At 50.5% G+C, this 14,452-nt stretch carries 4 protein-coding genes; all 4 read right to left on the reverse strand.

Annotated elements, in window-relative coordinates; all coding sequences use genetic code 11:
- Positions 1 to 130: 130 nt before the first annotated feature.
- On the reverse strand, positions 131 to 691 hold the full coding sequence (locus ABN764_RS15830) for a glycerol-3-phosphate responsive antiterminator (protein ID WP_021252550.1): 561 nt from the start codon (positions 689 to 691) through the stop codon (positions 131 to 133).
- A 223-nt stretch (positions 692 to 914) separates the two neighbouring features.
- Positions 915 to 2,756 carry an ABC transporter ATP-binding protein gene (locus ABN764_RS15835; protein ID WP_446672460.1) on the reverse strand — a complete coding sequence of 614 codons (1,842 nt, stop codon included), beginning with the start codon at positions 2,754 to 2,756 and terminating at the stop codon, positions 915 to 917.
- Positions 2,753 to 4,564: an ABC transporter ATP-binding protein gene (locus ABN764_RS15840; protein ID WP_268624672.1), complete on the reverse strand. Its 1,812-nt coding sequence runs from the start codon at positions 4,562 to 4,564 to the stop codon at positions 2,753 to 2,755. Before ABN764_RS15840 ends, ABN764_RS15835 begins: the two co-directional genes overlap by 4 nt.
- Before the next feature lie 283 nt (positions 4,565 to 4,847).
- On the reverse strand, positions 4,848 to 14,351 hold the full coding sequence (locus tag ABN764_RS15845; RefSeq protein WP_446672461.1) for a non-ribosomal peptide synthetase: 9,504 nt from the start codon (positions 14,349 to 14,351) through the stop codon (positions 4,848 to 4,850).
- Between the last annotated feature and the right edge of the window lie 101 nt (positions 14,352 to 14,452).

Below are 14,452 nucleotides of genomic sequence, written 5' to 3' on the forward strand. Positions count from 1 at the left end.
AGACCTACGTTCAAGCACACGTCGCATCTGCTGCAAGCAGAGATGACAACGCGTTTGAAAGTAGATCTCCAAGTCTCCGTAACAGTATTAACTTGATTTAAATTTTATTTAAAATTGTAAGCGTTGTCAATCACTTTTTTTCATATTTTGTCCATAATTTCGTATTTGAGGTTGTAACCGCCTCGGCACCAGCTTGCAGAGCGAGCTCCACATCTTCACTCGTCGAGATGAACCCCCCTGCCAAAATTGGTAGGCTTGTTCGTTCTTTTACTTTGCGAATGACGTTCGGCATGCCTCCTGGCAATACTTCAATGACATCGGGCTGCGTCGTCTGCAACAACTTGCAGCTCTTCTCCAGAGCGCTATTGTCGATCAAGAAGATGCGCTGCACAGCTACGACGCCTTTTTGCTTCGCTTTTTGAATGACGCTGGATTTTGTCGACAAAATCCCGTACGGCCGATACTCCTGACAAAGGTACTCCGTCGCGTGAGCGTCGCTTTGAAGTCCTTGGATCAGATCGATATGCAAGAATAATTTCTTGTTTGCCTGATGCACCATACTGCAGGCGTGCTTGAGTTGAGCGATATGGACATCGAGCAGGACCAAATATTCGTATGGTGAAGCTACGGCTTTCTCCAAGTCTTTCATTTGCCTCGATGCGGGCAATATTCGCTGTTCATAAAAATTCATTGGTCGAGCCCCTTCGGTTGAATCGATCTCAAGTTATTCCTATGCTGTGGTAATTCTGTTCATACCTTTCTAATAGTAAGTGTGATCTTACTCATATGCAAGTATTTTTATATCTTACGCGCTTACACAGCCACCGGGAAGTGAAATAAATGAAAAGAACCTCCGATTATTAGGATCGAAGGTTCCATGTCAGGTTATATTTCGACACTTCCAGAATAGGAATTTAAGCCTGTCCTTGGAGGCTGGCATAATAGGAGCCATGTTGGAGCAAGCTTCGGTGCGTGCCATGCTCCGCAACGGTTCCCTCCTTCATGACGAAAATAATATCCGCATGTTCCACGGTCGACAAGCGGTGGGCAACCATGATGGTCGTCCTCCCCTGCATCAACTGCTGCAATGCCTTTTGCACCCAGTGCTCCGATTCCGTATCAAGCGCAGATGTCGCCTCGTCAAGTAGCAGGATCGGTGCATTTTTGAGCAATGCTCGTGCAATTGCAATCCGCTGACGCTGCCCGCCAGACAAGGAGGCACCCCGCTCCCCTACTGAAGTCTGATATTGATCTGGCAGCTCCTCAATAAAATGATGGGCGTATGCGGCCTGCGCTGCAGCCACCACTTCCTCATGAGATGCCTGTGGGTTGCCGTAACGGATATTCTCTTCGATTGTTCCGCTGAACAAAAATGCTTCCTGCGGCACATAGGCAATCAACTTCCGAATTTCCTCCAGCGTATAATGCCCGAATGATTTGCCTAGAAGGCGAACATCTCCTTTTTCAACCGGATAAAATCCGAGCAACAGCTTGATCAGTGTGCTCTTCCCGCTGCCGCTGGCGCCAACGATAGCTGCCACTTGTCCCGGATATACCTTCATCGATACTTGTGATATGGCTGTTTTTCCAGCAGCATAGGAGAATTCAACATCATCTAGTTCGAGCATCGGTGCTGCCGTGTTGGTATGACTATCGATGTCGTCGGCCTTTTTAATTGTACCAGTTTGTTTCACAGTGTCGTTGTTCAGATCAGGTCTAAGGGTCATATCAAGTATGGCATTTTCACTCTTGATCTCACTGCCGAATCTCTCCGGCTCTTCTTCTTCATAAAGCAGCTCCTGGACTCGTCTTGCACCAGCCAACGAGTTTTGGATAAGCGACATCGTAGAGCCGACATTCATGAACGAATGAGTCAAGTGAATTTGCAGCACGGCCAATGCCGCTACCGTCCCCATTGAAATGAACCCGTATGCATACAGCAAACTCCCAATAACAATAATTCCGCAAAACGTAATGTAACTGACGAAATGATTGATCGCTGCGAGCAGTCCCTTCTTATGGGCTATCTGACTCGATAATTCTGTTACTTGCTCGTTCAGCGCTTCATATTGTCCATAGATCGGTCGAATGCGGAATAGCTTTACCAACTGGATCCCTCCAAGGAAATCGGAGAATTTCTCAGTCAGCTTAGCGATCACATGCAATTGACGATCATATAGATTCCGTACCGTATTTACGAAGCGCGAGCTGATATAGAAGGATAAGAGCAGCACGAGTAAAGAAACGCAAGCAAATTGCCAATGCAGCGCGAACATCATGATGATAGAGCCAAAACTAATCATAATCTCGAGCAGCATGGCAAACAGGATGCCGCAGTAGGTCACTTCCAGTGTCGACACATCATTATTCATCCGGGACAGCAGCTCACCGTTGTGGGTTCGCTCAAGCATTGACATTCGCAGGTTGCACATCTTCCGATACAAGCGCTCACGTATGTTCGCCAGTGTCAGTTCCACACTTCGATGAAACAAATACGTGAACGGCGGAGCTATCAGGTTCAATAGCAGAATGGAGCCCCCCAAAATGTACAGTCCTCCATACATAAGGGATATATCATTTGACTCGGCATAATTAACCAGACTCTGCACTAACAAGCTGAAGGATAAAATAAACAGGGTGTTTACGGCGCCGCTCGCAATCATACCAATGTAATAATGCAGCTTATGCTTTTTGCTCATGAAATTCATCATGCCGACTATTTCTTTCCCATATGTAATCATCTCAGATAGTCTCACGTGCAGGCCACCTCCTCCCGCCCTGATGGCTCAGCAGAGAATTGTCGATGATATAAGCTGGCGTAAGCGCCTCCCTTGACCAATAATTCATCGTGCGTTCCTGCTTCGACGATCCCTCCGCCTTCCATCACCCATATTTCATCTGCGTGTTGAATGGTTGACAAGCGATGTGCGATGACGATCGTTGTTCGGTCTTGCATGAGCGTGTCGAGCGCTTGTTGAACGAGATGTTCAGACTCCGTATCCAAGGCAGATGTCGGCTCATCGAGCAGCAGTATAGGCGCATCCTTCAAGATTGCACGCGCAATCGTAATTCGCTGTCGTTGTCCACCTGACAGCAAGCCTCCACGCTCTCCGACCTCCGTCTGATAGCCATCCGGGAGTTCCATAATAAAAGAGTGCGCATGAGCAGCCTTAGCTGCTTCAACAATATGATCAAACGCAGCATTAGGCCTGCCATATCCGATATTGTCGGCTATCGTTCCGCTGAACAAGTAAGAATCCTGCGTGACGACAGACAGGTTCGAACGCAACTCTTCTGGATTCCAATTCGATACGGAATGTCCATATACGCGTATCGTTCCTCCGTTGCTAGGCAATGAATAAAATCCACATATCAGCTTCATTACAGTGCTCTTCCCGCCGCCGCTGGCGCCGACTAACGCCACGGTCTTCCCCCGCTCCACCGCGAAACTCAAATTTCGAAGCAGCAACGGTGAATCCTTCTCATAGGCAAAGCTAACCTGTTCAAAGGTGATCGGCATTTGATCCCGTATGCCACCATCATTCAAACTTTCGTCTGCAAGCTTCTCTCCTTGCTGTTCGACAGGCTGGGATGCAACATCATAAATCCGCTTCAATGCACCGCCCATCTCAAACGTATGTGTGATAAGCGTCGGAATGTTTTGCAGCGGTTCGAGACATAGATTGAGCAGGTAAAGGAATGTAATCAGCTCTCCTGTGCTGAACGAGCCTTGTGAAATTAAATAACTTCCATATAGAACGGAAAAGACGACCGGACTCATCATTAGCGTAAATAAGATCGGCGTAATGATGGCTTCTCTTTTGCTGACGGCCAGCTTCTTGAGTAGGGTGAGCTGAAGCAGCGATTGATAGGATCGGAACAACATGCCTTGCAGCAAATAGCTTTTGACAAGCACCATGCCGTTCAATGTGTCCTGCACGATAGCATTCATCTGTCCCGTGCTCTCCTGCGCTTCTTCTGTCAATTGCTGCAGCTGCTTGCCAATCCACTGAGATACGAACAAAGAGACCGGCACAAGTAATACGCTAAGCAGCACAAGCTCCCACCGGATCCAGAGCAAATAAGCAAAGCATCCGATAAACAGCAGAGGATGATAGAACCATTGCGGCAAGTCGCGTATCATGAACTGATTAATGATCTGCATGTCGTTTGTGAATCGCGAGACCATATCGCCCGAATGCTGCTTGTCCAAATAATGGACAGGAAGCTTCCCGATATGGCGCATCATGGAGTTGCGTACATCCCGCATTGCACGGGCGCTCCCTTTTTCAATGCCGAATGTCATCATGTATTTCGCGGGAACGCCTACCGCAATAACGACAAGCACCATATACACGGTGTTGATAACTACCTGCCCATCCCCTCGTTCAGCCTTGGCGGTCAGTTGTTGGATCAGACTGCCCGTCCATATTTCGATCACCGCCGCAGCAATGGCACATAGCATACCGGCAATTAACCAGCCCTTGTGCGACTTCGCAAATGATACTAGCCATGCCACGGACTTCCATAGGGCAAACACACCTTTTTCTTTTTGCTGCTTCACGTTACGGTCTCCCCTTTGTGTCCCATAGTCGCGGCACCGCTCACAAACTGCCCCCTTCTACAGCATTCAAACATTGCCTTCGCCGAAGTCGAGCAGTCTGTGCGCATGAGCAGGCTATGAGCATCAGTTGGCCTGTGTACTTCAGTTAGCTGTGATTATCAACAAGCTGTATGCATCAGCGTCCTTTGTACATCAGCAGTCTGTGTGCGTTCAGCTACTTATCGCCAACTGATGCAGGCCTGCAAGCATGCCTTTCTTCATCAGGTGCCAGAATTCTGTACAACTAGTGGGTAACCATTGTTTGCTCGAGAATATGCCGAATGATTGCTTGCATGACGTTAGCGTTCGCTTCCAAGAAAGGCGGTTGAAGCACTTCTTCGTGTACACCGCGTAGGCTGTATTCCGCATACCTGCCGCGAGTAGCCTCCTGCCATGTTGCGAGCTGCTCCCCGTCTGCCTGGTTCACCTCGGATGGCTCCGCCATCAGTGCATGAATATTGGCATCAATGATGTCGGAGTTAACGAGTTCAGTCGCGTACGACCAGTACGCCCTCATCTTGTTCTTAACCTGATCGCGGAGAAGAGGATGGTGAACCAGCATTTCTTTCAGTTCCTCCACACCATCAATCATTTGATCGATGTCGCCGTCGAATTCGTCTACTTCATGCACCTTCAGCTTCCGCAAGGAATCAACCATGATGACATCCGACACTGGATACCCTCGGCACTCCAACGCTTTCGCAACCTCGAACGTCAGATTGCCACCTAGAGAATAGCCTAACAATATAAATGGCGGCTGCGGTTGAACAGCAAGGATCGCATTCACGTATCGTTCAAGCAGTTCCTCCCGAGTTTCAGCATCATCGATAAAGTCAATGCCATGCAGGATGCAGTGATGATCCAGCTGCTTGGCCAGTTCCAAGTAGCTGAGACCGTAGCCAAGTCCCGGAGGGAAGCAGAAGACAGGGATATGACCGTTTTCGTTCAATTTCATGAAGTGATTTCCTGCCTTGCCAGCAAGTTCAGATTTCAACATTTCGTACGCCATCGCTTCAATTGTCGGCTCCCGGAATACGCTGTGAATTGGGATTTCAACCTCAGTCTCGGTATAGACGCGCTCCACTAGCCTCATTAAGCTTAAGGAATGACCGCCAAGCTCGAAGAAATTATCCTTAACGCCTACCTGACCTAGCCCGAGCACCTCCCTCCATATGTGAGCAAGCAGTACTTCTTGCGGCGTGCGCGGGGCCACGTATTCCGAGGCTGCCTGCACATGCAATTCAGGGGCCGGAAGTGCCTTCCGGTTCACCTTCCCGTTCGGTGACAGTGGAAGCTTATCGAGCTGTACGAAGTAGGATGGAAGCATATATCCCGGGAGCTGCTGAGCCAAAGCTATCCGCATCTCACCAGCCGTAATCGGACGAGCTGCTACATAGTAAGCGCATAGGCGCTTATGCCCGTCACTTTCCTCCCTGACGATGACCACAGCTTCTTGGATCGCCTCAAGGTCTAACAGATGAGCTTCGACCTCACCAAGCTCGATTCGATAACCACGGATTTTCACCTGATCGTCTTTCCGTCCCACATACTCTATCGTTCCGTCTGATAGCCATCTTGCCAAGTCACCAGTTCGGTACATGCGATCACCCGGAACGAACGGATTATTCACGAACTTGGCTCCTGACAAATCTGGACGGTTCAAATATCCTATGGCTACGCCATCGCCCGCTACGCATAACTCACCAGCTACACCAATCGGCTGCAGAACGTCTCCCTCGCCAACAATATATACGGCCGTATTGCCAATTGGGCGTCCGATCGGTATGGTAACGGCGCTGTCAGCTACTTCATCAACGTTGTGGCTAGTCGCAAATACGGTGCTCTCCGTTGGCCCATATACATGCTTAAGCTTGCCTGGACCCAAATGCCGGAGCGCCTTGCGCACATGGCTCACAGATGCGCGCTCCCCACCGAACAATATCGCACGCATATGGCGCAGGCTGTCCACTCTCAGGTCGACGAGCAGATTGAAATAGGCGGTGGTAATAAACATGACCGAAATCTTCTCGCTCTCGATGGTGTCGGCCAATCGTCCAGCGTCGAGTACTACCTCGCGCGTTATCAGGACAAGCTTCGCTCCATTCAGCAAGGCGCCAAATATGTCGAAAGTCGAGCCGTCAAAAGCGTAGCTGGATAATTGCAGCACCGTGTCATGCTGATCGATCTCGATATATTTCGCATCCCGCACTACTCTAACGATGTTGCGGTGAGTTGTTAAATTCCCCTTCGGCATTCCCGTTGTACCTGACGTATAAATGACGTAGGCGAGATCAGAAGCCCCATTATGCTGCTCCAGATTCGTGCCGTCTGCGTGGTAGGAGCCCTCATCATCTACAAGTACAACCATGCAATCCGCAGGAATATGGTTCGCCTGCAAATGACGTTGAACGACTAGAAGCGATGTTCCCGAATCGTCGATCATGTATCGAATGCGTTCCTCTGGATAGTCCGGATCAATTGGCACATATGCCCCGCCTGCCTTCAGGGTCGCCATAATCGCTACAATCATGTCTAGCGAACGATCCGTCATTAGACCTACGCAGCGGCCGGCTTTTACACCATTACCTCGCAGTGTTCTCGCCAAGCGATTCGACCGTTCATTCAACTCGCGGTATGTGAGCCCTTCTCCTCCGAATTGGACGGCAACCGCATCCGGCGATTTCTCTGCCTGCTCCTCGAACAAATGTTGAATCGTCTTCTCCCGCGGATAATTCGTTATCGTATCATTAAATACCAGCTTGACCTGCTCTCTTTCCTGCAGGCTCATCATATTCAGAGACATCAGCTTCGCATTCGGTTCTGCGATGATGGCATCTATTAATTGCACGAAATGTTCTCCCATCCGCCCCGCGGTCTCTTTCGCATATAAAGCAGTCGCATACCCTAGACCACATAGTATCCCTTCTTCATTCTGTTCGGCATGGAAGGTTAAGTCGAACTTCGCGACAGAATGGCTGTGCGGGTATGGACTTATCCGAAGCCCATCAATATGGAAGGAACTCTGCTGTTCATGCTCTAGACTGAATATCGTATCGAACACTGGATTTCGGCTCATATCCCGAGACTTATGAACCTTCTCTACCAACGTTTCGAACGGATAATCCTGATTCTCGAATGCGGCGAGGGCCGTATCCTTCACCTCGGCCAACAGTTCTGCGAAGGATTTCTCACCAGTTGGATAATTGCGAATGGCGAGCGTATTGACGAACATCCCAACCAGCGGCTCCAATTCCGTATGGTTGCGGCCCGCGATCGGTGTACCGACAATGATATCGTCCTGTCCCGTATATTTGTGCAGGAGCACGGTATATGCTGCAAGCAGAACCATGTATAAGGTTGCGCCGTAGTTTGCCGCTAATCGTTGCAACTGCTCGGCCTGACTGTTCGTTAAGGTGAACAAGGCCACATCCCCTTCGAACTGCTGTACAGCCGGTCGCACATAATCGGTCGGCAGTTCGAGCGTCGGCAGTTCTCCGTCCAATTGCTTCAGCCAATAGGATTCCTGATGCGCAAGCTTCTCTGCATATTCATTGGATTGCTGCCATACAGCATAGTCCTTATATTGGATACGCAGCGCCGGTAGTTGATCGCCTGCATATATCCGGGAGAATTCATTGACGACATGCCCCATCGTTACGCCATCGGAAATGATATGGTGCATGTCGAACATCAGAATATGGCGTTCATGTCCAGTTTCAATCAATCCGACTCTGAGCAGCGGTGCTTGATTAAGCTGGAATGGACGTACGAAATGAGTGATCAGCGCCTCTGCATCTTTTTCTGCTGCAAGGTGATATTCGATAGCGAACTCCACCTGAGAGTGAATGCGCTGTACAGGCTCACCGCGTACCGTCTCGAAGCTTGTCCGCAGCGATTCATGTCGGTCGATCAGCTTCTGGAAAGCCTGTTCGAATCGCGCACGATCCAGCTCTCCTTCGAGAATCAGCACCCCCGGCATGTTATAGCTTACCTCGGCTCCTGTCAGCTGGCTTACAATAAACAGCCGTTTCTGCGCTGAAGATAACGGATAATAGGCTTTTTCCTCAGCGATAGGTATTTCCGTGTAAAGTTCTTGATGCATCTCAGTTATCGCCTTCGCCATCTCCTCGATGGTCGGATGACGGAACACACCTCTTAACGGGAAGTTGACGTTCATTTCCTTGTACAGCCTGCTCACCAGCGTCGTTGCCCGCAGGGAGTGACCGCCCAGCTCGAAGAAGTTGTCCTTCACGCCTACACTTGCTAATCCCAATACATCCTGCCAAATGCGTGCAAGCCTTGCTTCCGTCTCTGTACGCGGCGCGACATACTCCGTTCCAGTCTCAATGCCGCCTTCTGGCTTCGGCAGCGCTCTCCGATCGATCTTCCCATTCGGCGTCAGCGGCAGCCGCTCCAACTGTATGAAGTAGGACGGAATCATGTAGCCTGGCAGCTCCTGCGACAATGCTGCCCTCATCTCGCCTGCCGTGAGCGAGCGTTCCGCTGTGAAATACGCGCACAACTGCTTCTGGCCCGCATGATCTTCCAGTGCCACCACGGTCGCCTCCTGTACCGCCGGTACATGCAAGAGCTGCGATTCCACCTCGCCCAGCTCAATGCGGAAGCCCCGGATTTTCACCTGATGGTCGCTTCGGCCCACATACTCGATGCTGCCGTCTGGAAGCCAGCGCGCTACGTCACCTGTCTTGTATAGCCGCTCACCAGGGACGAACGGATTATCTAGGAACTTCTCCTCCGTTAAGTCCGTTCTTCCCCAGTACCCGCGTCCGACACATGCCCCGGATACGAAGAGCTCGCCCTTCACGCCGATCGGCTGCAGCTCAAAGCTGTCGTTCACGATGTAAATGCTCGTGTTCGCAATTGGCTTGCCAATTGGCGGCAGACCAACCTCGATAACTTCCGGCGTCATCGTGTAGGTCGTCACGACATGAGTCTCCGATGGCCCGTAATGGTTGTGCAGGCAGATATCGAGTCGCTTCAAGCACGCCTGCACCTGCGGGGTCACGACCAACTGCTCGCCCGCCGTAATGATATGGCGAACGCAGCGCGGGAATGCTTCGGCCCACTCCGGCTCGGCGAAGATGAATTTCAGGAACGCCACTGGAATGAACAACACGTCGATTTCATGCTTTTCGATTTCCTGGAACAAGCGCACCGGATCCTTGCGCATCTCATTGTCGACCATATACAAGCTTCCGCCGAACAGGAGCGCAGAGAACATTTCCTGATAGCATACATCGAAGCTGCCGGACGCATATTGCAAGATCCGCGAAGGCATCGGAATGTTCGTGCCTTTCTGCTGATAATGCAGCAGGTTAACCATGTTGCCGTGCTCCAGCATAACCCCTTTCGGATTGCCCGTCGTTCCGGATGTGTAGATGATATAGAGCAGGTTGGACGGTTTGCTGCCATTCGGTACGTCAGCTCCGTCGCCTTGGTACAGGGACTCATCGCGTACATCAATTAGGCGGACGTCATCAGGAATGATCCCCGGCAGCTCCGATTGCGCCAACACCAGCTTAGCCCCGCTGTCTGCCAGCATATAGCGAATACGCGTCTCAGGATACTCGGGATCGATCGGTACGAATGTGCCCGATGCTTTGAGTACGGCCATCACTGCGACGACTGTATCCAGCGTTCGCTCGACAATAATGCCGACAGGCTGCTCTGCGGTCACCCCATACTCACGCAGCTTCCACGCAAGCTGATTCGCCTTCCGGTTAAGATCTCGGTAACTCAATTGCTCGCTGCCTGAGACAACAGCGACAGCCTCCGGCGTCCGCTCCACCTGTTCCGCAAACAGTTCATGAACTGTCTTGTCACTTGAGTACTCCATAACCGTACCATTGAATTCATGTTGCAGTTGAGCCTTCTCCTCGCTGGTTACCATTTGCAGTGATGAGATTGCTGCTTGCGGATTATGAGTCATGCTTCCAACGACCTGCAGGAAATGGCCGCAAAGCCTTTCAATGGTCGATCGATTGTACAATGCTGTAGCATACTCCATGGTGCAGTAGAGTCCATCGCCATCTTCCGTAATGGTCAGATTCAAGTCAAACTTCGCCATTCCGTATTCAGCACCGTACGGCTTTACCTGAAGACCATCTAGATCGAATTCCCGGTGCTCTGTATTCTCAAGGGCGAACATCGTGTCGAACACCGGATGACGGCTCATATCTCGCGAAATTTGCACGTTTTCCACGAGTTCCTCGAACGGATAGTCCTGATGCTCGAACGCTCCCAGCGTCGTTTCTTTGATTTCCTCCAAGTAGGTAAGTACAGACTTGGACCCTGAAGGATAATTGCGAATCGCCAGCGTGTTGACGAACATACCGATAAGCGGCTGCACATCATCATGCGTTCGACCCGCAATCGGTGTTCCTACAACAATGTCTTCTTGGCCTGAATACTTGTGAAGGATGATCGTGTATGCCGCTAGCAGCACCATGTACAAGGTCGTTCTCGTATCGGCTGCTAATTTCCTTAAGTCTTGGCTCTGCTCGCGATCAAGCGAGAACTCGAACAGCGCACCATCATGACTCTGTACAGCAGGACGTACATAATCAGTAGGCAGCTCAAGCACAGGAAGTACGCCTTCCATTTGCTGCAACCAGTAAGTTTCTTGGCGCTTCAACTGCTCGATCTGCTCCTCGGAACGTTGCCACGCAGCAAAGTCCTTGTACTGAATGCGAAGCGGCTCAAGCTCATTCCCACTGTATAAGCTTGTGAATTCCTCGATCATAATGCCAATTGACGTGCCGTCCGAAATGATATGGTGCATGTCGAACAGGAGAATGTGACGCTGCGGAGCAAGCTCAATCAGCCCCGCCCTGAACAGTGGCGCTGTGGACAGATCGAAAGCGCGAATGAATTGCCGGATTTTCTCCTCGACTTCCGACCTTTCCAGGGCTGACATCTCTTCCACTACAAAATCAACAGTCGGATAAATGCGCTGCACAGGTTCTCCATTCACCATTTCAAAGCCGGTGCGAAGCGTTTCGTGACGTGTGATCAGCTGACGGAATGCATACTCCAATCGGTTCCGGTCAACATCGCCCTCAAGCAGTAATGCCCCTGGCATGTTATAGCTCTGCTCAGCTCCTTCCAGCTGATGCAAAATGAACAATCTCTTCTGCACCGAAGATACCGGATATACATCCTTCTCCTCAACTGTCGGGATGGATGCGAATTTGCGTCCTTGAGCATCTTCCATGAGCGCGGCCATCGCTTCCAAAGTAGGATTGCGGAACACATCGCGCAGAGACAGGCTGATATTCTCTTCTTTGTGCAGCTTGCTGACCAGTGTCGTCGCTCGTAATGAATGGCCGCCCAGCTCGAAGAAATGATCCCTTGCCCCAACTCGGCTTAGACCGAGCACTTCCTGCCAGACTCTCGCAAGCCGAATTTCTTGTTCACTTCTCGGCGCCACATATTCCGTCTCTGCTTGTACGTGCTCTTCCGGTTCTGGCAGGGCTTTGCGATCTACCTTGCCGTTAGTCGTCAACGGCATCTGTTCAAGCTGAATGAAGTATGCCGGAATCATATAACTAGGCAGTTCTTTGGCAAGCATTGTTCTAATCTCGCCTGCAGGAAGCAGACGATCTGCTACATAATATGCGCACAGCTGCTTCTCTCCGTCCTCGCGGCCTCGGACGACAATCGTCGCCTTCTGAATCGGCGCCACTTTGAGCAGCTGCGCCTCTACTTCCCCAATCTCGATGCGATGACCTCTGATTTTCACCTGATCATCCATTCGGCCAACATATTCAATCGTTCCGTCCGGCAGCCATCTCGCCAAGTCCCCAGTACGATACATGCGCTCTCCCGGTACGAACGGATTATCAACGAATTTCTGTGCAGTCAGTTCTGGACGGTTCAAATATCCGCGAACTAACCCTTCTCCCGCTACACACAGCTCACCGGATACCCCTATCGGCTGTAAATCATTTCGTTCATTGACGATATAAATGGCTGTATTACTAATTGGACGACCGATCGGTACACTTACGGCTCGCTCCGGAATCTCTGTCACATCATGCCATGTCGCATATACCGTGCTTTCAGAAGGGCCGTAGGCATGCTTCAGTCTTCCCGGACCTGTCTGTTCAAGTGCTTTACGGACATGCGCGACAGAGGAGCGCTCGCCTCCGAACAATATCGCGCGGATATGACGCAGGCAGGATACGTTTACGTCAACAAGAACATTGAAATAAGCGGTAGTAATCAGCATGACCGATATTTGATCCGTTTCGATCAGCTCCGCCAGCTTGCGTGCATCAAGCAATGTATGATGAGGAACAAGAACCAGTTGGGCCCCATTCGTTAATGCCCCGAAAATATCGAATGCGGAGCCATCGAAAGAATAACTCGATAATTGCAGTACCTTATCCTGCTCCGTAATTTCGATATAGTTGGTATTCTTCACAATGCGTACGATATTGCGGTGTGTCGTCAGGTTACCTTTGGGATTACCCGTTGTCCCCGAAGTGTAGATGACGCAAGCCAAATCTACAGCTGTACTCTTCGATTCCAGCTTCGAAGCATCCTCATGATAAGACTGCTCATCGTCAAGTATTAGGAGTCTAGCTGCTGATTCCGTATTTGGCACACGATTCTGCAAATGCTGCTGAACCAGAATGACACGAGCACCCGAATCTTCCAGCATGTAGCGAACGCGCTCCTCCGGATACTCCGGATCAATCGCGACGTAGCCGCCTCCCGCCTTCAAAACGGCAAGCATCCCAACAATCATGTCGATCGATCTTTCAGCCATGAGCCCAACTAGTGCTTCTGGCTGCACACCTTCAGATCTAAGTGTTCTGGCAAGGCGATTCGCCCGGGTATTCAGCTCACGATACGTCAGCTTGGTATCTTCATAAGAAACCGCGATTGCCTCTGGCTGTCGCTCCGCATGTTCCTCAATGAACTGATGTAGTGTTGCTTGACGAGGGAAATCCGTCCACACATCATTAAATTCATGAAGCAGGCGATGCTTCTCATCTTCGGACAATAACACGGCATTGCCGATAGGCTGGTCTGGCTGGAATAACACAAAATGAAGCAGTCGGAAAAAATGTTCGAATAGAGTGGCAATATAGGAGGCGTCATAGCGGCTTTCATCATAAAGCACCTCCAAATGAAGGCCATCGTCCTTCGCATCGAATCGGAATATGACGTCGGAGCTGACACTAAGGTCGATAGAAGCGGTATGTATGGCTGAATAAGACACTACCGTATTCATCACCGGAAGTCCGTTCGTGTCCATCTCCAGGTTTAGGTTGTGTACCATCTTCCGAAACGGAAGATGACGATGCTCCAATGCTCCTCCGATAGCTGTCTTAATTGACCCCAATACGGAACGGAAGCTGCTTCCGCGTGTCAAATTCGTCTTCATAATGAGTACGTCACGAGGTGATGAGTCATCATCCGATTCATCTATCGTCGGCATGCCTACAAGCACATTTTCTCGGTTCGTATAATGGTGGAGCAAGCAAGTGGCCCCTGCCAATCCAATCATGTACAGGGCAATATCCGAACCGTTCGCAAGGGTATTCATTCTGTCTGACAGATCTGTTGGGAGTGCTCGGATCATAGACACTTTGGCGGCATTCGTATCCGCGTTCGCTTCTCTTCCGTGTGTACTGCAATATGGCAAGATGCTCATGCTGTCATCCGAATCAAACATCCCATTCCAATAGGCTTCTTCTTTCTCATATACCGACTTCATTCGTGAACCTCCCTGTCTTAACGGGTGTAATGAAATAGGAGAGCGCGTTCCTGCAGCGGCCACGCGCTCCCGCAATTACACAGTTCCAAGCTCAGCATGTA

Source organism: Paenibacillus wuxiensis, from assembly GCF_040195695.1.
In the GTDB taxonomy this organism is placed as follows: Bacteria; Bacillota; Bacilli; order Paenibacillales; family Paenibacillaceae; genus Paenibacillus_B; species Paenibacillus_B suaedae.

Bases quoted from the DNA above. Each gene is read 5' to 3' on its own strand.
- ABN764_RS15830 (WP_021252550.1), bottom strand. From the start codon at position 691: ATGAATTTTTATGAACAGCGAATATTGCCCGCATCGAGGCAAATGAAA.
- ABN764_RS15845 (WP_446672461.1), bottom strand. From the start codon at position 14,351: ATGAAGTCGGTATATGAGAAAGAAGAAGCCTATTGGAATGGGATGTTT.